Raw genomic sequence first — 26,825 nt, forward strand, 5'->3', positions numbered from 1 at the left:
ACGCATAACGGGGCCGGGAAGGACGAAGGGACGTTCGAGACGATGCCGCAGGCGATCGTGGTGGTGGGGGCGGGGCCGGTTGGGCAGACGGCCGCCTTGCTGTTGGCACGTTGGGGCGTGCCGGTGACCGTGCTCGACCGTCGTCCGGCGCGCGACCCGGTCGGGTCGAAGGCGATCTGCCAGCAGCGTGACGTGCTGGACGTCTGGGCGTCGGTCGGCGCGTCGGCGATCGCCGACGAGGGTCTGACGTGGACGACCGCGCGCACGTACCTCGGTGAGCGGGAACTGTTCGCGTGGACGTTCGCCGAGGACGGCGACTCGCCGCTCCCGCCGTTCGTGAACATCTCGCAGTCCCGCACCGAGGAGATCCTCGACGGGCGGATCGCCGCGAGCGACCTCGTCGACGTCCGGTGGGGGCACGAGGTCACCGGCGTCGTGCAGGACGCGGACGGGGTCACCCTCACGTGCGCGAACGGCGCGGTGCTGCGTGCCCCGTACGTCGTGTGCTGCACGGGGTCGCGCGGCGGCGGCCTGCGCGAGGCCCTGGGCTTGGACTTCCCCGGTCGAACCTTCGACGACCAGTTCCTGATCTGCGACATCCGGGCCGAACTGCCGGGCTGGGAGAGCGAACGACGGTTCTACTTCGACCCCGCCTGGAACCCGGGGCGCCAAGTGCTGATCCACCCGTGTCCCGACTCCGTCTTCCGGATCGACTGGCAGGTGCCGCCGGACTTCGACCTCGCGACCGAGGAGGCCTCCGGCGGACTCGACCGGCGGATCCGGCAGATCGTCGGGGACCGACCGTACGAGATCGTGTGGCGGTCCGTGTACCGCTTCCACTCGCGCATGGTCGACCGCATGCGGGTGGGGCGCGTGCTGCTCGCGGGGGACAGTGCCCACGTCGTCGCGCCGTTCGGGGCCCGCGGGCTCAACTCCGGGGTGGGTGACGCCGAGAACGCGGCCTGGAAGCTGGCGTTCGTGTCGCGCGGCTGGGCGGACGAGGCGGTGCTGGAGACCTACCACGGCGAACGGCACGCCGCGGCGGCCGAGAACCTCGACATCACCGGCGCCACCATGCGCTTCCTCGTACCCCAGGACGAGACCGAGCAGGCCGTACGGGCGGCCACGTTGCTCGCGGCCGCCGGCGATCCCGAACTGGCCGCGCGTACGGTCGACTCCGGGCGGCTGGCGGAGCCGTTCTGGTACGTGGACTCCCCGCTCACCACCCCGGCCCCGCACCGCCCCTTCGGCGGCCGCCCGGCCAAGGGCCAACTGTGCGTGCCCGCCCCCGGGGTGATCGTGCCGGACGTGCGCGTGCGCGTGCCCGGACACGACGAGCCGGTGAGGCTGCGCGAGGTGGTTCGCGAGGGGTTCACTCTGCTGCTGGCGACGGCCGGAGGGCCAGTGGACCCGGCGGCCGCCCCGTCGACCGACCACGACGACGCGTGGGCGGAGTCCCTGGCCGCCGCCGCCCGGGCGGCGTCCACGGCCCCGGTCACCGTGCTGCGCCTCGACGGCCACGGGGCCGAGGCCGACCCGGCGCGGCCCCGAGATCTGCCCGCCGTCCCCGGAGAGGCCTGGCTGATCCGACCCGACGCCCACATCGCCGCGATCCTGCCCGACGCGCGGGCGGGCGACGTGACCGTCGCCGTGCGCCGCGCCCTGGCCCGGACCGGTGGGTGACGCCGGGCGGGCGAGGACGGACGGACCGTGCCCCCGGGGCGGCGACCCGGTGGACGACTGCCCGGTGCCGGGCGCCCCGGGCGAGCTGGTGGTGATCCGTCCGGACGGTCGGATCCTCGCCCGCCTCGACGCCACCGCCCCCGAGCGGCGCGAGATGTTCCTCACCCGACTGGTGCTGCCGCTCGCGGTGGACGGCGGCGACACCGAGGCGTTCCGCCGCGCCGTGGAGACAGCCGTACTGCCCGGGTAGCGCGACCCGGTTCGCACGAGAGCCCACACCCTTCGGAAGCAGGGAAAAGACCATGGCCCACTACCGCAGCGTGGGGGAAATCCCCCGCAAGCGGCACACCCAGCACCGGCGCCCCGACGGGGGGCTGTACTACGAGGAATTGGTGGGCGAGGAGGGATTCTCGTCGGACTCCTCGCTGCTGTACCACCGGCGGATCCCCTCCGCGCTGGTGGACAGCCGGGTGTGGGAGCTGCCGGACCTGTCCACCGCGCCCAACCACCCGCTGAGGCCGCGGCACCTGAGGCTGCACCGCCTGTTCCCCAGCGAGACCTGGCGCGACACGGACGTGGTCACCGGCCGACGCCTGGTGCTGGGCAACGGCGACGTGCGGATCTCGTACGTGGTGGCCGGCGCCGCGTCGCCGCTGTACCGGAACGCGATCGGCGACGAGTGCGTGTACATCGAGTCGGGCGGGGCCCGCGTGGAAACCGTCTTCGGCGTTCTCGACGCGGGCGAGGGCGACTACGTGATCCTGCCGCGCGGCACCACCCACCGCTGGGTGCCCACCGGCGACGCCCCGCTGCGGGCCTACTGCGTCGAGGCCCACAGCCACATCGCCCCGCCCAGGCGCTACCTGTCGCGGTACGGGCAACTGCTGGAGCACGCCCCGTACTGCGAGCGGGACCTGCGCGGACCCGACGGGCCGCTGCTGGTCGAGGGCGACGAGATCGAGGACGTCGAGGTCTACGTCAAGCACCGCGGGCCGGGGCCGGGCGGGGTCGCCGGGACGGTCATGGTGCAGCCCTCGCACCCGTTCGACGTGGTCGGGTGGGACGGGTGCCTGTACCCGTACGCCTTCAACATCGGCGACTTCGAGCCGATCACCGGCCGGGTGCACCAGCCGCCGCCGGCCCACCAGGTCTTCGAGGGGCACAACTTCGTGATCTGCAACTTCGTGCCCCGCAAGGTGGACTACCACCCGCTGTCGATTCCCGTCCCCTACTACCACTCCAACGTGGACAGCGACGAGGTGATGTTCTACTGCGGCGGTGACTACGAGGCCCGCAAGGGCTCCGGCATCGGCCAGGGTTCCGTCTCACTGCACCCCGGCGGCCACGCGCACGGCCCGCAGCCGGGCGCGTACGAACGGTCCGTCGGGGTGGAGTTCTTCGACGAACTGGCCGTGATGGTCGACACCTTCCGCCCGCTGGAACTGGGCGAGGGCTCCGTCGCGTGCGAGGACGACGGCTACGCCTGGAGCTGGTCCGGCCGTGGCCCGGGAGGGAAGCGATGACCGCCCCGCTGTTCACCGCGCTGGTCGACGACGCCGGCCTCTTCCCGCCGGAGGAGCTGCCCATGCCCGCGGCGGTGGCCCGGTACCGCGCGGACTCCGCGGCCGCACACCCCGTGCCCACCGGCCGCTTCCTGTGCCCCGCCACCCGGCTGCCCGAACTCGTCGCCGCCTTGGACCCCGCGGATCACCTCGACCTCGGCCTGATCACCCCGGTGGACGGCGACACCGCACGGCGGGCGCTGGAGCGCCTGGCGGCCGAACCCCGGCTGCGCCTGGCGGCCACCGAGGGCCCGCTGCCCGCGGCCGACACCCGGGCCGAGGCCGCGCGCGACGCGGTCGCGGCGGTGCGACGGCTCGCCGACCTGCTGCCCGAGGGCCTGACGCATCACGCAGAGGTTCCGATCACCGGCGACTGGCGCGAGGCGCTGCCCGTGCTGGCCGACGCCGGGCTGGGGGCCAAGGTCCGCTGCGGCGGTGTGCGGGCCGAGCTGTTCCCGACCGTGGCCCGGCTGGCCGACTTCGTCCACGCGTGTGCGCGGCTGGAGCTGCCGTTCAAGGCGACCGCCGGGCTGCACAACGCCGTACGCCACCGCGACCCGCGTACCGGCTTCACCCACCACGGCTTCCTCAACCTGCTGCTCGCCCTCTGCCGCGCGGTGGACGGCGGCACCCCGGAGGATGTCGCCGCCGTGCTCGCGGCCACCGACGCGACGGCCCTCGCCGAGCAGGCCCGCGCCGTCGACACGGTGACCGCCGGGCGCGCCCGCGCCCTGTTGGTCGCGTACGGCTCGTGCAGCACCCGGGAGCCGATCGACGACCTGCGGTCCCTGGGCCTGTTCACCGACACCGGCCCGCACACCCCGAACATGGAGACGCCCGCATGACCCTCACCACCTGGGTTCCCGTGCCCGACGACAGCGACTTCCCGGTGCAGAACCTGCCGTACGGCGTGTTCTCACGCGCCGGCGAGCGGCCCCGCGTCGGGGTGGCGATCGGCGGGTCGGTGCTGGACCTCTCCCGCTTGGACCTGCCCCACGCCTCGGACTTCGCGGCCGACCGGCTCAACCCCTTCATGGCGCGCGGCCGTGTCGCGTGGCGACAGGTTCGGGCCCGGCTGACCGAGTTGCTCACCGACGAGGTACACCGCCCGGCGGTCGAGCCGCACCTGGTCCCGCTCGACGAGGTCACGCTGCACCTGCCGTTCGAGGTCGCGGACTACGTCGACTTCTACGCGTCCGAGCACCATGCCTCCAACGTCGGCCGCATCTTCCGACCGACCCAGGAGCCGCTGACCCCCAACTGGAAGCACCTGCCCATCGGTTACCACGGCCGCGCGGGCACCGTGATGGTCTCCGGCACGCCGGTGGTGCGTCCCTGCGGCCAGCGCAAGGCCCCGGCCGAGGCCGCGCCCGACTTCGGGCCGTCGCGGCGCCTGGACATCGAGGCCGAGGTCGGCTTCGTCGTGGGTGTCCCCTCCGCGCTCGGCACGCGGGTGTCCACCGCCGACTTCGCCGAGCACGTCTTCGGCGTGGTCCTGGTCAACGACTGGAGCGCCCGCGACATCCAGGCCTGGGAGTACGTTCCGCTGGGCCCGTTCCTCGGCAAGTCCTTCGCGACCTCCGTCTCCCCATGGGTGGTGACGCTCGACGCGCTGGAGCACGCCCGTACCGCCCCACCCGCCCCGGACACCCCCCAGCTGCCCTACCTGCGTGAGGACCGGCCGTGGGGGCTGGACCTGGAGCTGGAGGTCGCCTGGAACGGTGACGTGGTCTCCCGGCCGCCGTTCGCGCAGATGTACTGGACCGCCGCCCAGCAACTCGCCCACATGACCGTCAACGGCGCCTCGTTGCGCACCGGCGACCTGTTCGCCTCCGGTACGGTCTCCGGCCCCGAGCGCGACCAGCGCGGCTCCTTCCTGGAACTGTCCTGGAGCGGCCAGGAGCCGGTCCAGCTCTCCGACGGCACCGCCCGTACCTTCCTCGAGGACGGCGACACCGTTGGCATCCGGGCCGGAGCTCCCGGCGCCGACGGCGTCCGGATCGGTTTCGGCGAGGTCACCGGAACCGTCCGGCCGGCTACCCCGGACCCCGACCGCGCGCGCGAGATCAAGGCCACGTTCGGGGCGATCGGCTGACGGCCGGCACAGGAGCGGCGACCCGGAACCGCGAAATCTTCAGCACCCCGCGGCCCGCCGTGCGACGGCCGGCCTGCGCAACAGGTCCGCCGCGACCTCCGCGGGTACCCGGGCCACGATCACGTCGCCGCGGACACGGAGGGCAGCCGCTCCCGGCCGCGCAGCGCCATGCGGGCAGCGCCCACCAGCCCCCGCCGCCGGCGCACGGCGGCGGGCGAAGGGCGCACTTCCCGCTCCTTCCTCCTCGGTGAACTCGGGCTGCGCCGTTCCGCCGGCCGAACCGGGATCTGTTTCGACAATGCCATGGCCGAATCGAGCCCACAGTTCCCCCCATCGATACCATCAGGGAGTGCTGCCCATGGAATTCGTCGACGGCGACGCCACCGCCCCCCAGGTCGACGGCAACAAGATCATCGCCCATGTCTGCAACGACATCGGCGCCTGGGGCGCCGGTATCGTCCGGGTGATCTCCTGCCGCTGGCCCGAGCCCGAGCGGGAGTTCCGCGCCTGGCACCGCGACCGTGCCACCACGGGCTACCGGCTCGGTGCCGTGCAACTCGTAAAGGTCGAGCCCACCCTGTGGGTGGCGAACATGGTCGGCCAGCATGGCATCCGGACTCGCGAGGGCATCAGGACCGAGTCCGGGACCGATCCCGCCGATAGCGGCCCGGCCATCCGCTACGACGCGGTGCGGGAGTGTCTGCACGTCCTGGCGGAGCACGCAGAGGGACTGCATGCCTCGGTGCACATGCCCCGCATCGGCTGCGGCCTGGCCGGCGGCACCTGGGACCGTGTCGAACCCCTCATCACCCAGGCGCTGTGCGCCAGACACATCCGTACGATCGTCTACGACCACGTATAGCCACCGGGGGCTTGTCGGCCGGAGGGGCCGACTGCGCTCGGAGGGCGTCGTATGGCCGGCCCGACAACGGTGTAGCGGGGCGGGGCTCACGCCGGCACAGCGGGAGGTGTTGGCGGAGGTGGGCGTGCGCGTGGTCGAGGTGCCGGTGCACCGGTAGACGCTCACCCTCGCCGCGGCCACCACGTACCGGGACGGGAAGGACATCTGACCGTGCCGCGCAAGCATGTCGAGGCCGTCGAGGTCGACGTGTGGTGCATGAGGTGAAGTTGGGTGTCGCGATCGCCAACGTGCGACAGCGGCGGGCGACATGGGCGGCGGAACGGGTCGAGGTCCTGACCGGGCTCAGGCGCTGACGACGTACTACGGAGACTCGGGCAGGCTGACGGCCGTTGCCGTGTCGTCAAGTACCGTGCAGTGACCGATGGTCGAACAACCAGGCGGCGCCGTCTGGCGGAGAAGCCGCCCGCCCTGACCCTCTGGTCTACCGAAAGTTGGCCGACTCCTCATGGACCTGGCACTCGATGAGATCGACGGTCTCCTCACGGATTACATGTACGGGGACGACAGCGCCCTCGACGGCCTGCTTGCAGCAGGGCCGGTGAGTCTTCGTCGGCTCCTCGCCATTCGGGCGGGCCGGGCCGAGCCGGGCTGGGACATGGTGGAGATCATGCGCCACGACCGGGACGACTACCGACGCCCCGGAGAAGCGCAGATACACCTTGCCCGCGCCTTCCCGGACACCTTCTTCGACGAGGCGGCGGAGGACCCCGTGCATGAATCGGCAATCATGGAGACGCTGGAGTACATCAAGGATCCGCGAGTTCTGCCGTTCCTGGAGCGCCAACTGAGGGCCCGTAGCCCGGAGTACCGCCGTCGAGCGCTGCGAGGTCTGGCCGAGAACGGGACGGCCGATCACACGGAGGTCGTCGCCGCGTGCCTGGCGGACCCCGAGGCGCGGTCCGAAGCGGTGAACACGCTGGCGCGGCTGGGTGACGCCCGCGCGGTCGGGCCGTTGCTGCGCGAGCACCTGGCAGACGACTCCTCGTTCGCCCGGTGCGCCGGAATAGCCCTCGACCAGGTCGAGCAGCGCATCGGCGGGCCGCCGGCACCGCCGGTCTGGCGCGAGTTGGGGCCAGTGGTGTTCACCGCGAAGGCTGTGTTGGGCGTGCCGTGGTGGGTGACCGAGGTCTTGGTGGAGCCCGGCCAGACCGTCCGGGGTGGCGAACTCATGGCCACCCTGGAGAACGACGCGGTCTGCCAGGAGCTGATCGCCGACTGGCCCGGCACGGTCACGGAGGTCCGGATCGCGGTGGGCGACCAGGTTCCGGAGGAGGCCGTCGTCCTCGTTGTGCAATCCCGTCGCCGGATCGGCTAGTGCCGCGCCCGGCAACGTTTGCCCCTGAAGAAGTCCGGGTCGGTGCTGCGGTGACCTGGGGAAATGCTGGTGCCTGTTCTGCGGAGCCGTCACAGTGGAGATAGGACGGCGCTCCGGGGATGGTGACGGTGCTGCGTCTGGCCGTCCGCTGGAGACTGGCGAGTACGGCTACCCTCCGTCTCCGGCCACGGTGGCAAGTTCGTGCAGCAGCGAGGCGACGGCGGCGTCGGTCAACCGATAGCCGTCGGCGGTCTCCGCAATGTGGCCCGAGGCGATGCGGGAGTTCCACCACTCTTCGAGGAAGCCGGGGGCGTATCCGCCGGTGCGGAAGCCGTACGGCTCGGTTGCGAGGCCGAAGGCGATCATGAGCTCGTAGTCCGGCAGCGCGTAGCAACGCTCGGGCTGCGGAGGTGTCCTGAGGTACTGCTCGAAGGAGCCGACCTGGTTGAGCCTGGTGAACAGCCAGAACAGGTAGTCGTACATCAGCACGGAGCGCGCGTCGGCGTGGCGGACGAAGAACCCCTTGTCGCGCGATGTCACCGCGAACACCCGGACCAGCGCGATGGGGCCGGTCCGCTCGACGTGCTCCCGTTCCAGATCGATCAGCTCACGATCGAGCCGGCCGACCGTCAGGGTCGACAACCACCCCGCCCCAACCCGCGGCTGCCCCGGTGGTGTCAACCTGAGACCGGGATGGCCGGCGCGGCCGTGAGGTAGCGGGTGAGCATGGCCACGAGCTCGTTCACCACGCCGGGCACCCCGTACCGTCCGGCTGCCGCGAAGGCGTCTGCGGCAGCTGCGAACTCACCGTCGTCGACGGGGAACCCGAGCACCGAGACGACATCGGCGCCCCGGCGGGCCGCATGTACGCCTGCGTGTCCCGCGCACTGTCGCCCCGCCTCGTCGTGGACCTGTGACTCAGCGCCGGCGGGCCGCGCTGATGTGACATCACCGCTGTCGCGGCCCGCGCGTCTTGTGGGTCGGTGTTGCTCGGCACGTCCAGGCGCCCGCAGAGCATTCCGCCTTCCATGGTGAGGACACTGGTGCGCCGGCCCTCCGGCGTCGCCAACAGGACGATCCCCTTCGGAATGCCCCAGGCGGGGCGCTTCTGCCGAGCGGGCGGCCGGGCCCAACCGGCAGCTCCCACGACCAGGACGCGTCCAAGGACGATGAAGAGCTGCGCGGATCCAGCGCACTCGCAACCGCCTGAGCCCTCCTCGGATTCAGCGGTCGCGGACATCAGGGACAGGGAATCAATAGGGTTCGGGCATGACGGAGCACCCCGGTTTCAGTGTGATGCTGGCGTGGTTACTGGACCGCAGAGAGCTCAGCGTGGAGGAGTTGGCCGATCGCGCGAGGTTGACGGCAAACGAGGTCCGAGCGGTACTCGCGGGGGAAGCCCCCGGCGAGGGGATGCTGCGACGGCACCTTGGCGGTCGCGACGCCCACACTCCTGTCGGCGGGGCGGCCTCGGACACGCTCAGGTCGTGCACATGGGCCTTCACCGACTTGCCCCCAGCTGCGCGGCCTTGCGCACGGCGGCCCTGGCGGCCCGACCCGCAGCACCCGCATCGCCCACTCGCGGCCGAGGGTCGCAACGCCTACGACCCAGACTCCCACGGCGGGCACCTCGTGTGGCAGCTGGCCTTCGGGCCAGCTGAGGAAGGGGAATGGACCGCTATTCGGCCAAGTATGCGCGCTTCGTAACGCAGAGTTCGTCGCAGGATCCTTCTCTCCTCGCGATAGCGTGGCTCGCCGGCAGCCGCCCAGTGTGGAGGGAAAAACCGGAGTGAGCGAGCAAGCGGTCACCTATGTGCGCCGACTGGGCATCACCGACCACGTCACCCTGCGGGTCTTCCTGGTCTTGGCCAAGCACACCAGGACCACGCACAGCCCGTCCGGAGCCGAGATTCCCGAAGTCATGGGCACCAACCTCGCCGAGACCGATCTACCTCGCCTCGCAGCCGAGGCCGGCCTCAACGTCGAGGCGTTCCGTCGGGAACTACGCACCCTCAAACGCCACGTCCCGATGGACATTTTCGAACATGACGACGGGGTCTGGGAGATCGTTTATGGCCCCTTGTATACCGACCCTCAGCCGCCGGTGGGTAGACGTGCTGTTGTCACCGATGAGAACGTCGGCGGGCTGTACGTCTTCTCGATGCCGGGCTGGAACCGCTACAGCACCTGGGGATACGACCGGAACCCCGACTGCCTGTACGCCCAGATCATCCGCAACGAGGATGACCCCGATGCCAGGCCCCGGATCTGGATCACCCCGCCCAGGTACTGCCCGAAAACGATCGACGAACTGGCACGGGCGATCGCCGAAGCGATGGTCCCCTACTCTGTGGTGCCGCCGCCCGCCGAATTGATCAAGGACTGGTTGACCAAGCCTCGGGTTTCGTGACCACCCAACACACCGCGCCGGCGCGCAGCGGGGTCGGGGCCTGGGGATAGGCTGCGGTTCCGTCGGTGTCGATGTGCTCTCCAGGGAACGATGTGCTGTTTCGGGACCCCGAGTGCACACGCGACATGCGGGTCGTATCGAAGGCGAAGGTCCGTTTTCTCGCAATCGACGATGTTGGCAAGCTTCCGAACACATTGCTCTCGACGGACTCTCCCTGCTCAGTCAGGTGGCGGCCGGCCTTCGGGCTGGTCGAGGGTGGCGTGCGCCCTCGTCTCGCGGCGTGCGTCACGGCTGGCGCCCCCGACGAGGACCTCGCCGTCGTCGTGGAGGCCGCTCATGGACCCTGAACACGCCCGCCGGCACGTCGGATCGTTCTCGCCGGTCGGTGGGATCGTCCCGGCCTCCCGCCCGGTCGGAGTCAGTCGGAGTTCTCCCACACGAGCACGCCGGGGCCGTCGGGGGTGACCACGGGGAGCCACGCCTCGGCAACCTCGTCCAGGCGTGACTCGTCCAGGACCAGTGGCGTCGGGTACAAATCGTCGTGGTGATCGCCGGCGTACACGGCGAAGGACGCGACGGCGGTTCGCAGTCGGTCGAGCAGTTCCACCGGCCACGTGAGGCCGCGTGTGCCCCAGCCGTGCAGTTCGCCGACGAAGATCTCCCTCAGCTCCTCGTCCAGGCCCTCCCCGAGGAGCGGAATCAGGTAACCCTCCTGCTCGTACTGGGCGCAGGAGTAGCCACCGCTCTGGTTCCGGTACACGACACCCGTGGGCGCCGCGACGACGACGAACATCCAGCCCCGGTCGGCACCGCAGCCGTCGGGATCGAGCACGACAAGGCGCTTTCCTCCGGTCGCGCGGCCGTGTTCCATGGTCGTCGGTCTCCCCCGGCTGTCGTCGATGCCGTTCGCCGCGGCGGACGAGAGCACCGACGTAGGTATGGATGGGAACGTACAAACCCCCGCCGAGCGGACTCCCGGGAACATCCAACCGGGGCGGCACTCGCGAGACCACACGTTTTCGACGACAGGGCGGAAGCCCGCGCGGGCCCGGATGCGGGAGCGGAAGCGAGGACACGCGTCCGCGGACGGATCGGGAGTTCCGTGTCGGACTGCCCGTGACTCCATGACCAACGACACCTGCGATCGCGTTTTCGCCCCGCGGCCCGGGGGCGGCTCGCCCGCAGACTCACACCTCGAACCGCCCCGCTCGACAAAATAGCACGAACGATCGTGCTAATCTCTGTACTCCCCGCCACCGACCGAGGAGTCCTGGGCATGAACCTCATCGAGATCATTGCCGGCACCGCCCTCAACGGCGTCTCCCGCGCCTCCGGGCGGCTCGCGGGTGCCGGCGCCTACACCCTGTTCCACATGCCGCTGGCCCGCAGCGGGATGCGCGACTCGGAGCGTGGACTGTTCGCCGCGGCGCGGACCGAACGCATCAAGGTGGGTGGCAAGTCCGCGGTGACCTACCGTTGGGGCGGCGGCGAACGGCCCGTCGTGCTGGTGCACGGCTGGCAGTCACGCGCCTCGCGGTTCGCGGACTTCGTGCCCGGACTGATCGAGCGAGGCCACAGCGTCATCGCTTTCGACGCACCCGGCCACGGCGACTCCACCGGCCGGAGCACCACGGTCCTGGAGTACCGCGACATCCTGTGTGAACTCCAGCACCGGTACGGGGACTTCGACGCCCTGATAGCGCACTCGCTGGGGGTCGTCGGCTCGTTCTTCGCGCTGAGGAGCGGGGTGCGGGCCGAGCGGATCGTCGCCCTCAGCGGGGTTTGCGACTACGCCTACCTGGTCGAGGAGTTCTCCTCTGCGCTGAACCTGCGCCCCGCGTTGAAGAGCGCGCTGCTCGATCGGATCGGCCAGAACCTGTTCCCCGGGATGCCGGTCGACCGGGTGCCGTTCTCCGCCGTGCACACGACCGAGGACATCACGGCGCCGATCCTGGTACTCCACGACGAGGACGACAGCCGGATCAAGGTGACGCAGGGACGTCGGCTCGCCGACGCCTTCGGCGACCGGGCCCGCCTGGTCACCACGCGCGGCCTGGGGCACCGGCGCATTCTCGGCGACCCCGAAATCATCCGCGCGGTCGTGGAGTTCGTCGAACACGGACCGGTCGGCGCGACGATGCCGCAGTCCGCCGGGCACCCGGTGGCCTGAGCTTCCCCGCACGCATCAGGCAGCCCCGGCCCCAGAGCCATGGATCGCCTGGGCAGGCGTGCGCTCCTGGTGCGCAACCGGTGCCGAGACTCACCGGCCCCGGGGACGCGCCGCGACCGGACGGTTGAAGGCATGTGCCAGAAGTAACGCCGAAGGAGTGATCACCCTTGCCGGCAGTCCCCGCCGCGACATCGACGCAACCATCCGACGCGGCAGAAGCCCCGGTCGACCATCCCCGACCCGCAGACGGCCGAGGCCGGCTCGTCCGGTCTCCCACGGCATCGCGTCCATGGACACGGTCGTGGGTATGAAGATCGTGAAGACGGGGTGGCGCCCCGGAGCGGCCGCCGGTGGCGCGGTACCCGAAGGCGGACTGCTGGTCAGCGTCACCGACTTCACCGCCGCCCGTGCCACCGACCTGCCCGGTATCGCCCGCGCCGGCTTCCGGCTGAGGCGTGCTTGGCCGTCGCTCGACGGCGCCGTCGGAATGTGGCTCTGGACGATCCCGCATCGTCGTCGCACCGGATCGGTCGCCATCTGGCGCGACACCGCGGCAATGCACGCCTTCGTCGGCCTGCCGGAGCATGTCGCGATCATGCGGCATTACCGGGAACGAGGTACGACACGCGCCGGCACCTGGACCGTCAGCCATGTCGACCCGGACCGCATCTGGACCGACGCCGAGGCGGTCTTGCTTCAGCGGGGCGCGCCGGGACCCGACCGGGACTGACCGCACTGCCGGAAGCAGACGGTCATGGCGCTGCACATCGTCGCCGACACGAGACTCAGGCGTCGCCCCCGCCTGTCGCGGGCCGCATGTCCCGGCTTCCGGAACCGCGGCGATCACCACGTGACGACATCGCAGCGGCTGGTTCGGCGACCTCGTCCAGTCGGATCCCCGCGCCGCCGACGTCCCACGCCGAGGGCTCGTACGACTGGCACTGCTCTTCGCCGAACCAGGCCCGCATCCGATCCAGGTGGCCGACGTCCCCACGGATCGTGCCGTCCGGTCGCCGGGAGGGCCCACCGGCCCCTGGGTCGAGGCGAGTGCCCCGCCCAGGGAACCGCAGGGTCAGGAGAAGTCGGCCGCGTGGTCCGCTGCCCACTCGGCGAAGCCGCGGGCCGGGCGGCCGGTCAGCTTCTCCACGTCGGGGTGGACCGCGGCGGGCACGCCGACCGACTTGGCCCAGCCCTCGAACAGGGTGCCGATGATGAAGGGAGGGATGAAGGCACTCATCTGCTCGCGGGCGACCTCGGGGGCCAACTCGTCATAGCGCAGCGGCCGGTCGATCGCCGCGCCGATCAGCGCGACCTGCTCGGCGGCGGTGAGCGACGCGGGGCCGGAGAGGGTGTACACCTGCCCGGTGTGTCCTTCTTCGGTGAGCGCGACGGCCGCGACCGCGCCGAGGTCGGCCTCGTGGACGGGGGCGCTGGTCGCTCCGGCGTACGGACCGCGCACCACGTCGCCGGCCTTGGTCTGGCCGGCCCAGGGCAGCGCGTTGGTGGCCATGTGCGCGGAGCGCAGGAAGGTCCAGGCGAGCGGCGAGTCGCGCAGCGCCCGCTCGATCTCGGCGTGGTATCCGGCGATCGGGTTGGGCTGCTCGGCCGCGCCGTCCAGCACCGCGTCCGAGGAGAGGAGGACCACCCGGCCAACGCCGGCCTGCTCGGCGGCCCGCACGAAGTCGGGGCCCGAGCCCGGTACGGCGAACAGGAACACGCCGCGCACCCCGGCGAGGGCGGCCGGGAGCGTCTCGGGCCTGCTCAGGTCGCCCCGGAACACCTGCACGCCGTCCGGAAGTTCGGCGGTCGCCGGGTCACGGACCAGGGCGCGGACCGACACGCCCAGAGCGAGCAGCTCGCGAACGACGTGGCGGCCGACGTTCCCGGTGGCTCCGGCGACGAGGAACATGCGTTCTCCTTGACGAGAGGCGGTGGCCGGGGCGGTGCGTGGCAATCACCCCGGTGCGACAAGAAGAAGACTATGGAGCCAACAGGAAAGCCTCCTTCCTGATTCGTTTCCCGTATCGGCACCTACTCGGGGAAGGCGCGTCCCGCAGGAGGCCGCAGAGGTGCGGGAGAGACCCGACGCGGCGGGCACGTGAGACGAGTCGTCGTGGGCGCGGGCCCGAGCGAGGAGTTCGCGGTGAACGGCGGCAACGTTGCCGCACCACAACGCCAACAGGCGACGCACCCGGTCGCACCGAACGTCGCAACCGCCCGATCACAAGGCCGACACGATGGATCCGGTCTCACGCGGAGGCCGAGCACGCGGCGATCCAAGTCACGTTCGCGCGCAGGAGGTTGTGGTCCGACAGGCCGTCGACGTCTTCGACCACCACGCCGTCCACATCGCCGCCGGGCACGGCCACGTGATCGATGTGCTGCGACCCGGCGCTCCGCCCGGCCGGTCGTGTCGGCGGCGCGTCCGGCGGGAGCTCACCGCCACCAGAGCGCGGCGTATCGGAACGCGGCATGGGAGCAGCCGCAGGGCCTGGTGGAGCGCGGCCGTCGGCGGTTTCGTCACCGCGTGAGACCGCGCCGCCGACGAGGTCGACACCTTCGCCGTGCGCCGTATCACCGGCGTCGCAGAGCTGACGAAAGACCCTGCCCCAGGACGGCGCTCAGCCTCCTTCGAGTTCCCGGCGCACGGTAGCGGCGATGCGGGTGAGTGCGACCCCGAGGTGGCGGCGCTGAGCGGCGCTGAGTGGATCGAACACGAGCCGCTTCACCTGTGCGACGTGTTCCGGTGCGCTCTGGACGAGCTTCTGCCGGCCGGCGTCGGTCAGGGTGGCGAGGGTGTATCGACCGTCGCCGGGGTCGGGTCGGCGGGCGACCCAGTCGCGGGCTTCGAAGCGGTCCATCGCCTTCGACAGGCGGGGTTGGGTGCTGTCGCAGACCCGGGCCAGGTCGCTGAGCCGCATCGTGGCCTCGTCCGCCATGGACAGCCGGGCCAGAACCCCGTACTCGAAGTTGGAGATGCCCGCGTCTCGCTGCAGTTGTCGGTCGAGGGCCGCCGGGAGGGCGATTACGACCGTGAGCAGCGCCTGCCACAGGTCCTGCTGGTCGTCGTCGAGCCAGGGTGACTGGGTGTCCATGAGCCCCATCATACTTGCCCGGGAAACTGACATCACTTGCCTGGGCAACCCTTGAGTAGCTAGCTTTTCACTTGCCTCGGCAAGTCAAAGTACTTGCCTAGGCAAGTGAAGGAGCTGATTTCGATGCCCACCACGAGCAGCCTGGCCTCCCCGAACGGCCCGACTTCCCCCGTCCCGTCGCGCGCACCGGCCGCGGCATACGACGACCTCCTTGCCCGGGTCCTGCCACAGGCGCGCGAGCAGCGGGTGTGGAACCCCTCCGACGGGCCCTTGCCCAGCCTCTTCGTCAGCCACGGCGCCCCGTTCACCCTCGACGATCCGCAGTGGCTCGGCGACCTCTTCGACTGGGCCCGGTCGATACCCAAACCCCGGGCCATCGTCGTCGTCTCGGCCCACTGGGAACGGGCACCGGTCGCGATATCCCGAGCCGCGGCCGGCACCCCGCTCCACTACGATTTCAGCGGCTTCCACCCCCACTACAAGACCCTTCCCTACGCGACCCCGGACGCCGGCGACCTGGCTCGGCGACTCACGGGCCTGCTGGGCCGGACGCCGGTGCACGAGTTCGCCGACCGCGGCCTCGACCACGGCGCCTTCATCCCGCTCATGGCCATGTATCCCGCGGCCGACGTCCCGGTCGTGCAGCTGTCGATGCCCAGCCTCGACGCCGGCGCTCTGCTCGGGCTCGGGGCACGCCTGCGGCCGCTGCGCGAGGAAGGCATCCTCGTTCTCGGCTCGGGCTTCATGACGCACAGCTTCGCCGTCTTCCGCCGGCCGGAGCTCGCCGCCGACACCGCGGCCTTCGACAAATGGGCCGTTGACACCCTCGCCCGGGGCGACGTCGACGCCCTCGCCGACTACCGCAACAAGGCACCCGGCGCCGCGGTCGCCCATCCGACGGCCGACCACTTCGTCCCGCTGCTGCTCACCGTCGGCGCCGCCGATGACCCCGGCAGCGCCGTGAGCGCCATCGACCGCATGGTGATGGGCAACTCCACCCGGTCGGTACAGCTGACCTGAGCGCCTCGACGCGCTTCACCTTCCCGTCCGATCGCCTCGTCCGTTGGCGACGACATCGATACACCCTGGAGGAAAATCCCATGAAGGCAATACGTTTCCACGAGTTCGGCGGCACCGAGGTCCTACGCTACGAGGACGTCGACCGTCCGGTCCCCGGCACCGGGCAGGTGCTGGTTCGGGTGGCGGCCACGTCGTTCAACCCGGTCGACGACCACATCCGCGCCGGTGTCCTGGCCGAGATGATCCCGATCACTCTCCCGTACGTGCCGGGGATCGACCTGGCGGGCACCGTCGCCGAACTCGGCGCGGCCGTGACGGGCCTGGAGGTGGGCGACCGGGTCGTGGCGATGCTGCCCCTCGACACCGCCGGCGCCGCCGCCGAGTACGTGCTCGCCCCGGCCGAGTCCCTGGCCCCGGCGCCCCGGACGATCGAGCTGGTCGACGCCGCAGCGCTGCCGCTGACCGGCCTGGCCGCCTGGCAGACGGTGTTCGAACTCGCCGAGCTGAAGCCCGGTTGGACCGTCCTGATCAACGGGGCGGGGGGCGCGGTGGGCAGCCTCGTGGTGCAGCTCGCCGTCGACGCGGGAGCGCACGTGACCGCGGTGGACGCGCCGCAGCACGCCGACCGCCTTCGGGGCTACGGCGCCGACCGGGTCGTCGGCCCCCTCGCCCCCGCCGCGGATCCGGCCGCCGTGGGCGGTCCGTTCCAGGTCGTGGTGAACCATGTGCGCGTCTCCCCGGAGGAGCTCGCGCAGCTGACGAACTACGTCGCCGACGGCGGGGTCGCCGCCAGTACGGCCGGCCCGATTCCCGAGGACCCCGCGCGGGGGGTGCGCAGCGCGAGCCTGTGGGTCCGCAGTGACGGAGCCCAGCTGACCGAGCTGGCCGCCAAGGTGGATGCCGGCAAGCTCCGGCTCCACGTCGCCGCCCATCGCCCGGTGGCCGAGCTGGCCGCCGTGCACGAGGACGCCGGCGCCGGGCGGCTGCCGGGCAAAACGGTCGTGCTCGCTCCCTGATCACACCCTGACCGCACCCGACCGGGCCGCCCGCCGTTCGCTCTCCGCCGGCGGGCGGCCCGGAAGTTCGACGACAGCCGCACCCGCGACCCGTCGGCACCGGCGAGGCCGTGCGGCAGGCCCTGCACGCGGCCGGCCGGGCGGCTTCGTCGTCGTCCTCCACAACGTCGCGGTCGACGAACGGGAGCTGGGGGTGTGCGCTGAGCCCGTGACCGTGCCGGTGGGCGGATTCGAGCGTCGCGAGAACCTGGGCGAACTCATCGACGACCATGAATGCAACCAGAACTGCAACCAGGATGGCTGGGTGGTTGCAGTTGGGTGGGGCACGAGTGGGCACTCCGCAGAGTGTGCTGCCTGTGCGAATCCGTCAGTGGCCGGGGAGCCGTCGGGCGGTCACCGTGGATCGTGACCATCGAGATCGATTGTCGTGCTGCGGTGCGGTGTGCTCCAGCCGTCGGGCTGTATCTCGATGATTGCCTGGAGCCCATCCCGGGATCCCGTCCGATGTCGGGGAATGTGGAAGACCGGGATGCGCCCGTGCTGGATGGTGTCCCGGGGGAGGGTGAGCCCGAAGTGTCGTTCGACGGCTTGCAGGGTGTTGTAGCCGAAGGTGTATTGGTGTGTGTAGTCCTGGATATCGGTGAACCGGCCCTTTGAGTCGAGGGCTTCGGTGTCTGTGAGCGCGGCGTCGAGGAGGTCCGGGCAGGTACCTGACCGCTGGAAGCTGCCGTCGTGGTCGTAGCCGTTGGAAGCGGTGACGGTCAGTTCGCAGACGGTCGTGCCGGTGTCGTCGACGTAGGCGCAACGACCCGTTTTGATGTGTCCGCCGGTCACCCACAAGGTCACCCCTGGGAATGGCGGTTCGCCCCGTTCGAGGCGGTCGGTGTTGTTCTCGATGGCGAAGGACCAGCCGTTGCCGCACTCGCCGACGCGCACCTGGTCTTCTTCTCGGTCGTGGAAGAGGCTCATGGCGGCGGTCCGGGAGGTGCACGGAGGCGGGGTGACCGCCGAGGGGTCGACGCCGAGGCGCTCGGCGAGCTGCCGTGGGCCCAGGTCGCGGGTGAAGGTGATGCAGTACGAGAATCCCAGTTGCGGTTGTTGGAGCCACGTGATGCCGTCCCGCGCGGGTGGCTCGTCGAGAACGGCTGCAGGCCGGCCGGGCCGTGGGGTGGTCAACAGCAGGCGGGCCCGTTCTGGGGTGATCAGCGGGGCCAGGTAAGGGTCGGCGAGCAGTTCGATCGGGGCGAGGTGACTGTTGCCGACCGGTCGCCACTCGGGGAGCGCCTCGGTGGTGAGCACGTGCCAAGCCGCGTCCAGGTCGCCCCAGAGCACGAGTTCGCGCGCCTTCTCGATGCCGGGTCCGTGCCAGGCCGTGAACGTTCCGTTCCTGATCTGCTCGCGGTATGGCTCGAGTGCCTGATCGGGCTTCCCGTGGTACGACCCACGTTCGGCGAACGCCGCGAGCACCGGCAGTGCGCACCGCTCGAGGAACGGATCGTCCGGGGGAAGCAGGGCGGCGACGTCGGGGAGCATGTAGTTCTCGCCGAACAGCACGCGGATCTGAAAGATCCCCAGCCCGGCTCGGGGCCGCCCGAATCCCGTCGCCACCTCCAGCGCCGCACGCGCCCGGTCGAGCCGCCCGTCCAGCAGGTCCGCCTGCGCTCGCAGGATCTTCGCGTCCTGGTCCCGCGAGGTGGCGTTGTCCGGCTGCATCTGCTGGTGGAAGCTCTGGAACATCGAGTACATCAAGTCTGCGAAGGACTCGTGGCGTTTCGGTATGTCGCCCCACCAACTCGCATACCTGTACGCGGCCCATTCGCCGTCGGGTCCGACGTCGCCGGGGTCGAGCACGAACCACGTCAAGTCGCCCTCCAGGGAGACCTGTACAGCGCGCTTCCACTTGCCGGCCGCGTGGATCCGCTCGGCGTCATCTCCAGCGGGGTCGTCAGGGTCTGTGTCCTCGGCGAGCTCCTGCTGCTCGTACTCGTCGAGCATCTCGCAGACGAAGTCGGACATGTCCCGGAAGAAGCCGACCGTACGGGTCGAGCACATCTCATCGACGGACCCGGCGTGCCTCCACCCGTTGCTGGCAGCCAGGAACGCCCGGTACGACGGCGGGAACCGCAGCCCGAGTCGCCGCTCGGCCGCGGCGATCTCCTCCTCGGCGGCGGCCTCGAACCCCAGCCAGTCGCCCGGTACCGGGTCGTAGTGATCGTCGGTGCGCGCGGCAACCCACTCGTCGCTCCACGTCCGCAGGAACGCAGTCCAGTCATCTATCGCCATGGGCGGGACGATGCCGTCCCCCGCTGACAATCCGACTGGCGGACACCGTTCGGCCGTGTGGTCGTCGGGTGCGAAGTGCCATCCGTAGACGGCGGTGGGGGACACGGCGGCCGTGGAGGCCGCGCCGAGCAACAGGTCGCGGCGAAGCACAACGACTTCCAGAGGCCGAGTTGGGACGTGCCGACCGGGTAGGGCGCACGCCCGGCGTTGTAGCGCGTTGCCGATCTACGGTGGACGCATGCGAGAACCCCTTTGCAACCATTGTGACTTGCTCATCGGTGCCGGCTGTGCCTACCGTGACGTGGGGTCGGCTCGTCGAGTGACGGTCGATGCGACCGCGCAGACGCCGTGGACACGAATTCCCAAGCGCGCAATCTTGATTTCGCCGTCAAAGGTGGCGCACTACCCCGGCGCCTGTGGCCATATGACCGAGTCGGATGTCCTGAAGGAAGGTTCCCGGTGGGGCTGGACGGTTGATCCGCCCCACGGCACCTGCACGCGGATCAACGAACACTGCCCGGCTGTCGCCACCGATGGCCACATCGGGATCTCGGCCATCAGGCGTTGCCGGGACTGTTCGGACTCCGTTGGTCTTGCCTAGCTGTACTGCCCGAGTGGATGCGAACCCCGGACGGGTTCGCCTGGTTCCATCGGGCGCTCGCGGCGACGTCGGCCGAGTACGGGAAGTCGCTTCGACAGTCCCGCCTCGCCGGGTGCCCGACAAAGCGGGTGGTTCACAACGACCGTCGCCGCCTCGGCCCCGCCGGGCCCGAACCGGCCGCACCATGGTGAACGTCACCCTTGATGAGGATTCCCGGAATCGGCTGGGGCGGATATTTCGTAGAGCGCGGGGACCACCAGGAACCAGTCGGCGTACTCCTCCGAGCCGAGCACCGCGACGTCGCCACCGCGTACAGAACCGGCTTCCACACCAAGCGGCGAACCACCCCCGGGAGCGATGCTCGACGCGCGGGCAACGATGCGCACGACGCGTGCCGTGGGAGCGAGACCTCGGTGCAACGAGAAAACCCCGGGCGCTTTGACGTCCGAGGCTTTGCTCAAGGTATATTGGATGGTTCTGAATACCGGTGATTTCACAGTATTCAGAAAGCTTATGGAGGCATAATACGTGTCCGGGAGTAGAATTGTCAAACGCTGAATTGCGACACGAGCAGGAATTCGTCGAGGTGCTGTACGCGCGCCTCGCGGACCTGCGGGCGCAGGCGGAAGCCGCCGTGACGAACGCGCTCGGGCGCGAGCACGACGGCACCCGGCAAGCACGCGTCGAGCGGGACATCGCGGTATCCGAGTATTCGGGCCTGCGCGCGGCATTCGATGCCGGCGCGAATGGCCTGTGCTTCGGGCGATTGCTGTTCCGCGACGGCGCCGACCTCCACATCGGAAGGATCGGTATCCGCCGCGACGACGCCAAGCACACCCCCATGGTCATCGACTGGCGCGCCGACGTCGCACGGCCGTTCTACCTCGCGACCGGGTACACCCCGATGGGCCTGCGGCGCCGGCGGCACATCACCACGTCCGGGCAGCGGGTCACCGCGCTGCACGACGAGATCCTCGACCTCACGGACGACACCCGCACCGGCTTCGAGGGTTCGGACGCCGACGCGGTCCTGCTCGCGTCGCTCGACGCCGCCCGCACCGGGCGCATGCACGACATCGTGCAGACCATCCAGGCCGAGCAGGACCGCATCATCCGTGCGCCGCACCGCGGCGTCCTCGTGGTCGAGGGCGGCCCGGGCACCGGCAAGACGGTCGTCGCACTGCACCGCGCGGCGTACCTGCTGTACGCGAACCGCGAGCACCTGACCCGCCGCGTCGTGCTCGTGGTCGGCCCCAACCCTGCCTTCCTCGGCTACATCGAGGACGTCCTGCCGTCGCTCGGCGAGACGGGCGTGCAGTTCGCCACACCCGGCGAGCTGTTCCCGGGCGTCACCGCGACCACCGTCGACACCCCGGAGGCCGCCGAGGTCAAGGGCCGGGCCGCGATGGCCGAGGTGCTCGCCCGCTTCGTGACCGACCAACAGACGGTACCCCAGACGCCGTTGGTCATCGGGCACGACGACGGCGATCTGTTCCTCGACGCGGGGATCGCACAGGCCGCCCGGAGCAGGGCGCGCGCAACGCTGCTGCCACACAACCTCGCCCGCCCGGCGTTCGCGGCGCGCGTGATCGACGGCCTCACCGAGCAGTTGGTCGACCGGCTCGGCGCGGACCCGTTCGGCGGGCCGAACTTCCTCGGCACACACGAGGTCGCACAGCTGGCGATGTCGGTCGCCGAGAGCCCGGCCGTGCAGGCGGCCATAGACGAGCTGTGGCCGCGCGTCACCCCGCAGGGGCTGCTCGCCGACTACCTCGCCGAACCGGTGTACCTGTGCGACGAGGACACCGCGGCGGTCCGGCGTCCGGCCGTGTACGACCCGGTCTTCGGGACGTGGACGACCGACGAATGGACGGTGGCCGACGTGCCATTGCTCGACGAGGCCTCCGAACTCCTGGGTGAGGACGACTCATTGGCGCGGGCCGCCGCGGAAGCCGAGCGCCGGCGGCAGATCGCGTACGCGCAGGGCGTGCTCGACCTGTCGTACGGCTCCCGCACGCAGGAGTTCGAGGACCGCGACGACGAGGAGTCCGAGGTGCTGAGCGCCCACGACCTCGTGGACGCCGAGCGCCTCGCGGAACGCCAGGAGGAGCTCGACCACCGCACCTCCGCCGAGCGCGCGGCGGCGGACCGCACCTGGGCCTACGGCCACATCGTGGTCGACGAGGCCCAAGAACTCTCGCCGATGGCCTGGCGGTTGCTGATGCGGCGCAGCCCCACCCGGTCGATGACCCTGGTCGGCGACCCCGCGCAGACCTCGGAGCCGGGCGGGTGCGGGTCGTGGGAGCGCATCCTGGTGCCGTATGTCGAGGGCCGCTGGGAGCGGGTCCGGCTGGGCGTGAACTACCGTACGCCGACCGAGATCATGCAGGTCGCGGCCGACGTCATGCGTGCCGCCGACCCGGGATTCGAGCCGCCGAAGTCGGTGCGCTCGACCGGCGTGAAGCCGTGGTCGCGCCACACCGGGGACCTGCCGGGGGCCGTGGCGTGGGCCGTTGCCCACGAGGCGGTTGCCCACGAGGCGGTCGCCCACGAGGGGGTCGCCCATGAGTCGGGCACGCGGAACGGGACCGGCGGCGGCGATCCGCAGGTTGCGGTCGAGGGCCGCCTCGCGGTGATCGCGCCGCGCGAGCTGATCGACGCGGTGGCGGCGGCGATCCCGCACGCCGAACGAGGCGTCGAGCCGGACCTCACGCGGCCGTTGGTGCTGCTCGACCCCAAGCAGGCCAAGGGCCTGGAGTTCGACGCGGTGATCGTCGTGGAGCCGGCCGCGTTCGCCCTGGCCGACCTGTATGTAGCGCTGACCCGAGCGACGCAGCGGCTCGGCGTCGTACACACCCGCGACCTCCCGTCGGGGCTCACCGGTCTGGCACAGGCGGGGTGACCGGGGCGGTCCAGGCGGTGCCGTCGAACGTCGCCGCGAGGGAGGGGTCGAGGGGGAACTCGGCCAGGCCCGCGCGGAGATCGGCACCGCGCGCCGGTGCAACTCCTCGCCGTTCCCGAACTCGCCGGCATCGGGATGCAACGGCCGTGGCATCATCGCCGTATGGAGGTCATTGACGCCGGCCGGTTCACACCCGCCGCAGACGGGTCCGCCGACTACGTCGAGCATCTGCGGGTGCCCGCACTCAGCTTCGGGACGTATTCGATCCCCGCCGGACAGCCCGACGACCAGGCCCCGCACCTGGAGGACGAGATCTACGCCGTGCTCGGCGGCCGCGGGACGTTCACCTCCGGTGGCCGCACGATCGACGTCGGCGCCGGTTCCACGCTGTTCGTCCCGGCGGGCGAGGAGCACCGCTTCCACGACGTCACCGAGGACCTCACGGTGCTGGTTTTCTTCGCACCCGCCTACACCGGACGGCCCTGACCCGAACCCTGCCCGCTCGCGAGTGCGGGGACCGTCGCCACGCATCGTGCGCGCCCTGGTGGACGCGTCCGCGACACGCGGGCGCGCACGATGCGTGGGGTCCCCGTCGGCTACGGGTTCACGCGCTTCCACGGGCCGCATTGGCCCGTCTGGGAGCACATGCGGACCAGTACCTCGCCGCTGGAGTTCGGCAGGGTCCCGATCGGACCGTTGAACGGGCCGATGGTGCTGTTACACCCGTACCCGGCCGTGGTGTAGGTCTTGGTGCCGTAGCCCTCCATGTAGATCTGCAGCGACGTCCACTGGCTGTTGCAGTCGGTGTCCTTGACGTAGACGTTCTGCGCGCCGACGGCGGTACCGTTGATCGCGATATGGCCGTAACCGTTGCCGCCGCCGCCCCACACGTCGAACCAGTTGGCGCCCTGGCCGGCTTGCGCCGGCTGGGAGAGCAGCGCGACGGCCGCGGCAGCGGCCCCGACCGTCGTGGCGATTTTCCGCAACATGGGAGATACCCCTCTTCTCGGGTGGTGTGCGGACACCGCCCATGCTGCCGATCACCTCCGCCGCCCGGCCACGATTAAGCCCACGCCTAACCTCCGTGCGGGGCGAGATGGCGGAAGTGCGGTGCAGCGCACCCGGGTTGGTGTGGCAGACGGGAGGGGTAGCTTGCCGAAATGATAGAGATCCTTCTCGGTCCTGCCGACGTGGCCATGACCCGCTTCGCGTACTCCCCGCTGGAAGAAGTGATCCACAGCGTGCGGGTACTCGCGGGCACCCACACCGGAAGCCTGCACAGACCCTGGTTGAAATCGGTGCGGCCACGGCTCACCGGAATCGATCTGGGCATGTTGCGCGCGTTGGTGCGCGGTCCGCGCTTCTTTCCCGACTTCCTCGCGCCCCCGCTGGAACGGATGAGCGGTCGCTTCGACGAGGAGATCGAGGCCATCCGCGAGACACCGGCCGAGACCGTCCGGGAGTCCCTCGACGAACTGCTCGGCGACGGGCCGCTGCCGTACGAACTCACCGCTCTGTACGACCACCCGGAGCAGCAACTCGGCATCCTGGCCGGTGCCATGACGGCCTACTGGCAAGCCGCCATCGCGCCTGTATGGCCCCGCCTGCGCTCGGTGCACAACGCGGACATCGGCCACCGGATGGAGCAGCTCTCCAGCGGCGGACTGGCCCAGGTCTTCCTGCACCTGCACCAGCAGGTCGAGTACGCCGACGACCGGCTGCGCATCGACAAGCCGCAGCACACCCGGACGCGTGACGCGCAGGGAGCCGGTGTCCTGCTGGTGCCGTGCGTGTTCGCCTGGCCGCGGCTCTTCGTGCTGTACAACGAGCCGTACCAGCCGTCCCTGGCCTACCCTCCGCGCGGTATCGGACAGGTGTGGTCGGGCACCCGGCAGGGACACGACGCGGCGATGGCCTCACTGCTCGGACGTGGCCGCGCGGCACTCCTCGCCCACCTGGACATGCCGCTGTCGACCAGCCAGCTCGCCGTCTACCTCGGCCTGACGCCGCCCGCGGTCAGCCAGCAGCTCGCGATCCTGCGCCGGTGCCGCCTGGTCACCTCCCGGCGATCCGGCAGGTCGGTGCTCTACCAACGCACCCCGCTGGCGAGCCAGTTGCTCCAGGCCGGGGAGCTCTCCTGACGGGCCCGGCGGGAAGCCTCTGCGTGGAGTCCTCGGTCGACAAGCGCGCCGGCGGACAGATCAGCGATCGTTCCGGTCACGGGCTCCGGCTCGATCCGAAGCCAGGAACGCGGCCGTCTCGGCGGTGCCTTGAACACCCGGTCGAGGGCGTCCTCGCGTGCGGTCATGGATCCAATACGCAGGTGACTACTGCATATTCAAGAGCTCCGGCGTGACGGGTGCACCAACCGGCATCCCTGTCTGAACCGCCTGGCCGGCAGGTAGCCTGCGGCCCTCATGTCGAACAAGCCGGTCCGCCTGAATGCGCCGCTGCGGCTGCGTACCTCGTTTCGGTTCCCGATCGCGGATCGCGCCGCGCGGACCGACGTGTTGATCGGCGCGGCATGGCTGTTGGTACCGGTCGTCGGATGGCTGCTCAACCTGGGCCACCGGGTGGAGGTGGTCCACCGGCTTCAGCACGGCCGGCCGGGGTTCCCGGCCTGGCGGCACCCCGGACGCCTGCTGTGGCACGGACTGGTCACCGCCGCGGCGATGGTCGGCTACACCGCGCCCGGCGGCCTGCTGACGGCGGCCGGACTCTGCTGGGGCAGCGTCCCTGTCGCGGTCGTCGGGGGTGTGCTCTTCGTCGCGGCGATCGCCGCGATTCCCGGGTTCATGACCCACTACTGCGTCGCCTTCCACGCCACCGAGCTGTTCGATCCGGTCCGGGCGCTGCGCCGGGTGGCCGCCTGCGGTGCGGCCTATTGGCGGGCGTGGGGCATCGCCTTGGCCGGCCTGGCGGTGTCCGTACTGGGCCTCCTGGCCGCCGGGGTCGGTTTCCTCGTCACGAGTGTGTGGTTCTGGCAGGTGGCGGGGTTCAGCTTCGCGACGGTGTTCACCGACACCCATCAGCTCGCCCCGGCCGGGGCGGAACCACCGTTGCCCGCACCGCCCGCCGAGACGAATGAGGTCGAGTAGGCATGGACGACCGCTCCCTGGACCCGCCGCCCGGTGAGCGCCGACTCGGCCGCGATCCGCCGGGCGCTGCACGCGTCGGAAGGACTGGCCGGGTTCCGAGCCGCGTGCGCCCGCGAGCATCCGCCGCAACTACTCGTCGACGCGATGGCCGGGTCCGGGCCGGGCTCCGAGCAGCGCGACCAGGTGAACTTCCTGATGGAGTGGGGCCCGCCGAGCCCCGCCGACTGGGCGGCGCTGGCGGCCGCGCGGCAGGCGGGCCGGCTGACCACGTCCTGGAACACGACGGTACTGGCGACCCACGGCGCAGGCCTGGGGCACCCGCCCGAGGTCGTCGAGGCGGCGCTGCGGCCGGCACTGGCGGTGGTGTACCGCCCGCTTGGTGCCCTCGCCCGCGACGTGTACGGCGACGGCTTCCACATCGCCGTCCGCATCCCTGCACTCGCCGCTCTGCTCCTCTACGCCCATGCGGACGCCGATGTCGCGGCCGACGGCGGCGCGACCCGCTTCGCGGTTCTCGACACCCTCCGCGACAACCCCGACGCCTGGGCGGCGGCTGCGGCGCTGCTCCCGGACTTCACCGGCACGCTGCTCGAACTCCTCGAAACGGCGGAGCGCACGGCCGCCCGCCGCGGGGCGGCCGGCTGACGACCCCG

General features: G+C 70.8%; 24 protein-coding genes and 1 pseudogene. 18 read left to right on the forward strand and 7 right to left on the reverse strand.

Annotated features, from left to right (window positions below; translation table 11 throughout):
* Positions 1 to 42 precede the first annotated feature (42 nt).
* The 7 genes from OG928_RS00790 (at position 43) to OG928_RS00820 (ending at position 7,577) form a co-directional block, all read left to right on the forward strand.
* Positions 43 to 1,683, forward strand: coding sequence for an FAD-dependent monooxygenase (locus tag OG928_RS00790; RefSeq protein WP_406277542.1), 1,641 nt, complete (start codon positions 43 to 45; stop codon positions 1,681 to 1,683).
* A 49-nt stretch (positions 1,684 to 1,732) separates the two neighbouring features.
* Complete coding sequence (locus OG928_RS00795; RefSeq protein ID WP_406277545.1) at positions 1,733 to 1,933, forward strand: hypothetical protein; 201 nt, start codon at positions 1,733 to 1,735, stop codon at positions 1,931 to 1,933.
* Positions 1,934 to 1,985: 52 nt separating this feature from the next.
* Positions 1,986 to 3,206, forward strand: coding sequence for a homogentisate 1,2-dioxygenase (locus tag OG928_RS00800; RefSeq protein ID WP_406277548.1), 1,221 nt, complete (start codon positions 1,986 to 1,988; stop codon positions 3,204 to 3,206).
* Positions 3,203 to 4,090: a hypothetical protein gene (locus tag OG928_RS00805; RefSeq protein ID WP_406277551.1), complete on the forward strand. Its 888-nt coding sequence runs from the start codon at positions 3,203 to 3,205 to the stop codon at positions 4,088 to 4,090. Before OG928_RS00800 ends, OG928_RS00805 begins: the two co-directional genes overlap by 4 nt.
* A complete protein-coding gene (gene fahA, locus OG928_RS00810) occupies positions 4,087 to 5,340 on the forward strand; it encodes a fumarylacetoacetase (RefSeq protein WP_406277554.1) in 1,254 nt (417 codons plus the stop codon). Before OG928_RS00805 ends, fahA begins: the two co-directional genes overlap by 4 nt.
* Before the next feature lie 349 nt (positions 5,341 to 5,689).
* Positions 5,690 to 6,202, forward strand: a complete 513-nt coding sequence (locus OG928_RS00815; protein ID WP_406277557.1) for a macro domain-containing protein — start codon at positions 5,690 to 5,692, stop codon at positions 6,200 to 6,202.
* 505 nt (positions 6,203 to 6,707) lie between these two features.
* Positions 6,708 to 7,577 (forward strand): HEAT repeat domain-containing protein, encoded by an 870-nt coding sequence (locus tag OG928_RS00820; protein WP_406277560.1) that lies wholly within the window; start codon positions 6,708 to 6,710, stop codon positions 7,575 to 7,577.
* A 168-nt stretch (positions 7,578 to 7,745) separates the two neighbouring features.
* Here the strand turns inward: OG928_RS00820 and OG928_RS00825 are convergent, their stop codons facing one another.
* Entirely contained in the window at positions 7,746 to 8,219 is a 474-nt protein-coding gene (locus OG928_RS00825; RefSeq protein WP_406277563.1) for a hypothetical protein, read from the reverse strand.
* Positions 8,220 to 8,320: 101 nt separating this feature from the next.
* On the opposite strand from OG928_RS00825, the pseudogene OG928_RS00830 reads away from it, so the two are divergent.
* Both OG928_RS00830 and OG928_RS00835 read left to right on the forward strand, forming a co-directional pair.
* A pseudogene (locus tag OG928_RS00830) lies at positions 8,321 to 8,494 on the forward strand (2Fe-2S iron-sulfur cluster-binding protein); the annotation flags it as partial.
* 872 nt (positions 8,495 to 9,366) lie between these two features.
* Positions 9,367 to 9,987 carry a hypothetical protein gene (locus tag OG928_RS00835; RefSeq protein WP_406277566.1) on the forward strand — a complete coding sequence of 207 codons (621 nt, stop codon included), beginning with the start codon at positions 9,367 to 9,369 and terminating at the stop codon, positions 9,985 to 9,987.
* A gap of 418 nt (positions 9,988 to 10,405) precedes the next feature.
* On the opposite strand, the gene OG928_RS00840 is transcribed toward OG928_RS00835, so the two are convergent.
* Entirely contained in the window at positions 10,406 to 10,858 is a 453-nt protein-coding gene (locus OG928_RS00840) for a DUF6210 family protein (protein ID WP_406277569.1), read from the reverse strand.
* Positions 10,859 to 11,263: 405 nt separating this feature from the next.
* On the opposite strand from OG928_RS00840, the gene OG928_RS00845 reads away from it, so the two are divergent.
* Both OG928_RS00845 and OG928_RS00850 read left to right on the forward strand, forming a co-directional pair.
* Entirely contained in the window at positions 11,264 to 12,157 is an 894-nt protein-coding gene (locus OG928_RS00845) for an alpha/beta hydrolase (protein ID WP_406277572.1), read from the forward strand.
* Positions 12,158 to 12,464: 307 nt separating this feature from the next.
* Positions 12,465 to 12,887 carry a hypothetical protein gene (locus OG928_RS00850; RefSeq protein ID WP_406277575.1) on the forward strand — a complete coding sequence of 141 codons (423 nt, stop codon included), beginning with the start codon at positions 12,465 to 12,467 and terminating at the stop codon, positions 12,885 to 12,887.
* 342 nt (positions 12,888 to 13,229) lie between these two features.
* Here OG928_RS00850 and OG928_RS00855 read toward each other — a convergent pair whose 3' ends face one another.
* The 3 genes from OG928_RS00855 to OG928_RS00865 form a co-directional block, all read right to left on the reverse strand.
* Positions 13,230 to 14,066 (reverse strand): NAD(P)H-binding protein, encoded by an 837-nt coding sequence (locus OG928_RS00855; protein ID WP_406277578.1) that lies wholly within the window; start codon positions 14,064 to 14,066, stop codon positions 13,230 to 13,232.
* Positions 14,067 to 14,406: 340 nt separating this feature from the next.
* Positions 14,407 to 14,631, reverse strand: a complete 225-nt coding sequence (locus tag OG928_RS00860) for a hypothetical protein (protein ID WP_406277581.1) — start codon at positions 14,629 to 14,631, stop codon at positions 14,407 to 14,409.
* 147 nt (positions 14,632 to 14,778) lie between these two features.
* Positions 14,779 to 15,252, reverse strand: a complete 474-nt coding sequence (locus OG928_RS00865; RefSeq protein WP_406277584.1) for a MarR family winged helix-turn-helix transcriptional regulator — start codon at positions 15,250 to 15,252, stop codon at positions 14,779 to 14,781.
* A gap of 123 nt (positions 15,253 to 15,375) precedes the next feature.
* Between OG928_RS00865 and OG928_RS00870 the strand changes: the two genes are divergently transcribed.
* Together OG928_RS00870 and OG928_RS00875 are read left to right on the forward strand one after the other, a co-directional pair.
* Positions 15,376 to 16,272 (forward strand): DODA-type extradiol aromatic ring-opening family dioxygenase, encoded by an 897-nt coding sequence (locus OG928_RS00870; protein ID WP_406277587.1) that lies wholly within the window; start codon positions 15,376 to 15,378, stop codon positions 16,270 to 16,272.
* A gap of 80 nt (positions 16,273 to 16,352) precedes the next feature.
* Positions 16,353 to 17,288, forward strand: coding sequence for an NADP-dependent oxidoreductase (locus OG928_RS00875; protein ID WP_406277590.1), 936 nt, complete (start codon positions 16,353 to 16,355; stop codon positions 17,286 to 17,288).
* A 393-nt stretch (positions 17,289 to 17,681) separates the two neighbouring features.
* Here OG928_RS00875 and OG928_RS00880 read toward each other — a convergent pair whose 3' ends face one another.
* Entirely contained in the window at positions 17,682 to 19,571 is a 1,890-nt protein-coding gene (locus OG928_RS00880) for an SMI1/KNR4 family protein (protein WP_406277593.1), read from the reverse strand.
* A gap of 1,160 nt (positions 19,572 to 20,731) precedes the next feature.
* Between OG928_RS00880 and OG928_RS00885 the strand changes: the two genes are divergently transcribed.
* Complete coding sequence (locus tag OG928_RS00885; RefSeq protein ID WP_406290702.1) at positions 20,732 to 23,074, forward strand: HelD family protein; 2,343 nt, start codon at positions 20,732 to 20,734, stop codon at positions 23,072 to 23,074.
* Positions 23,075 to 23,236: 162 nt separating this feature from the next.
* Positions 23,237 to 23,560, forward strand: coding sequence for a cupin domain-containing protein (locus OG928_RS00890; RefSeq protein WP_406277596.1), 324 nt, complete (start codon positions 23,237 to 23,239; stop codon positions 23,558 to 23,560).
* A gap of 110 nt (positions 23,561 to 23,670) precedes the next feature.
* Here OG928_RS00890 and OG928_RS00895 read toward each other — a convergent pair whose 3' ends face one another.
* A complete protein-coding gene (locus OG928_RS00895; RefSeq protein ID WP_406277599.1) occupies positions 23,671 to 24,063 on the reverse strand; it encodes a hypothetical protein in 393 nt (130 codons plus the stop codon).
* Between the two features lie 171 nt (positions 24,064 to 24,234).
* Between OG928_RS00895 and OG928_RS00900 the strand changes: the two genes are divergently transcribed.
* The 3 genes from OG928_RS00900 to OG928_RS00910 all read left to right on the forward strand — a co-directional run bounded on the left by OG928_RS00900 (position 24,235) and on the right by OG928_RS00910 (position 26,817).
* A complete protein-coding gene (locus OG928_RS00900; protein WP_406277602.1) occupies positions 24,235 to 25,215 on the forward strand; it encodes a DUF5937 family protein in 981 nt (326 codons plus the stop codon).
* 276 nt (positions 25,216 to 25,491) lie between these two features.
* Positions 25,492 to 26,172, forward strand: a complete 681-nt coding sequence (locus OG928_RS00905) for a hypothetical protein (RefSeq protein WP_406277605.1) — start codon at positions 25,492 to 25,494, stop codon at positions 26,170 to 26,172.
* 33 nt (positions 26,173 to 26,205) lie between these two features.
* Positions 26,206 to 26,817, forward strand: a complete 612-nt coding sequence (locus OG928_RS00910; RefSeq protein ID WP_406277607.1) for a hypothetical protein — start codon at positions 26,206 to 26,208, stop codon at positions 26,815 to 26,817.
* The last annotated feature ends 8 nt before the right edge of the window (positions 26,818 to 26,825 follow it).

The sequence above is a fragment of the Embleya sp. NBC_00896 genome, from assembly GCF_045207785.1.
Classification (GTDB): Bacteria; Actinomycetota; Actinomycetes; order Streptomycetales; family Streptomycetaceae; genus Embleya.

What these genes read in the sequence shown, in the direction of transcription:
- OG928_RS00870 (WP_406277587.1), top strand. Translation starts at nt 15,376, where the DNA reads ATGCCCACCACGAGCAGCCTGGCCTCCCCGAACGGCCCGACTTCCCCC.
- OG928_RS00855 (WP_406277578.1), bottom strand. Translation starts at nt 14,066, where the DNA reads ATGTTCCTCGTCGCCGGAGCCACCGGGAACGTCGGCCGCCACGTCGTT.
- OG928_RS00805 (WP_406277551.1), top strand. Translation starts at nt 3,203, where the DNA reads ATGACCGCCCCGCTGTTCACCGCGCTGGTCGACGACGCCGGCCTCTTC.
- OG928_RS00890 (WP_406277596.1), top strand. Translation starts at nt 23,237, where the DNA reads ATGGAGGTCATTGACGCCGGCCGGTTCACACCCGCCGCAGACGGGTCC.
- OG928_RS00790 (WP_406277542.1), top strand. Translation starts at nt 43, where the DNA reads ATGCCGCAGGCGATCGTGGTGGTGGGGGCGGGGCCGGTTGGGCAGACG.
- OG928_RS00875 (WP_406277590.1), top strand. Translation starts at nt 16,353, where the DNA reads ATGAAGGCAATACGTTTCCACGAGTTCGGCGGCACCGAGGTCCTACGC.
- OG928_RS00880 (WP_406277593.1), bottom strand. Translation starts at nt 19,571, where the DNA reads ATGGCGATAGATGACTGGACTGCGTTCCTGCGGACGTGGAGCGACGAG.
- OG928_RS00850 (WP_406277575.1), top strand. Translation starts at nt 12,465, where the DNA reads ATGAAGATCGTGAAGACGGGGTGGCGCCCCGGAGCGGCCGCCGGTGGC.
- OG928_RS00800 (WP_406277548.1), top strand. Translation starts at nt 1,986, where the DNA reads ATGGCCCACTACCGCAGCGTGGGGGAAATCCCCCGCAAGCGGCACACC.
- fahA (WP_406277554.1), top strand. Translation starts at nt 4,087, where the DNA reads ATGACCCTCACCACCTGGGTTCCCGTGCCCGACGACAGCGACTTCCCG.
- OG928_RS00845 (WP_406277572.1), top strand. Translation starts at nt 11,264, where the DNA reads ATGAACCTCATCGAGATCATTGCCGGCACCGCCCTCAACGGCGTCTCC.
- OG928_RS00840 (WP_406277569.1), bottom strand. Translation starts at nt 10,858, where the DNA reads ATGGAACACGGCCGCGCGACCGGAGGAAAGCGCCTTGTCGTGCTCGAT.
- OG928_RS00895 (WP_406277599.1), bottom strand. Translation starts at nt 24,063, where the DNA reads ATGTTGCGGAAAATCGCCACGACGGTCGGGGCCGCTGCCGCGGCCGTC.
- OG928_RS00905 (WP_406277605.1), top strand. Translation starts at nt 25,492, where the DNA reads ATGTCGAACAAGCCGGTCCGCCTGAATGCGCCGCTGCGGCTGCGTACC.
- OG928_RS00860 (WP_406277581.1), bottom strand. Translation starts at nt 14,631, where the DNA reads ATGCCGCGTTCCGATACGCCGCGCTCTGGTGGCGGTGAGCTCCCGCCG.
- OG928_RS00820 (WP_406277560.1), top strand. Translation starts at nt 6,708, where the DNA reads ATGGACCTGGCACTCGATGAGATCGACGGTCTCCTCACGGATTACATG.
- OG928_RS00900 (WP_406277602.1), top strand. Translation starts at nt 24,235, where the DNA reads ATGATAGAGATCCTTCTCGGTCCTGCCGACGTGGCCATGACCCGCTTC.
- OG928_RS00865 (WP_406277584.1), bottom strand. Translation starts at nt 15,252, where the DNA reads ATGGACACCCAGTCACCCTGGCTCGACGACGACCAGCAGGACCTGTGG.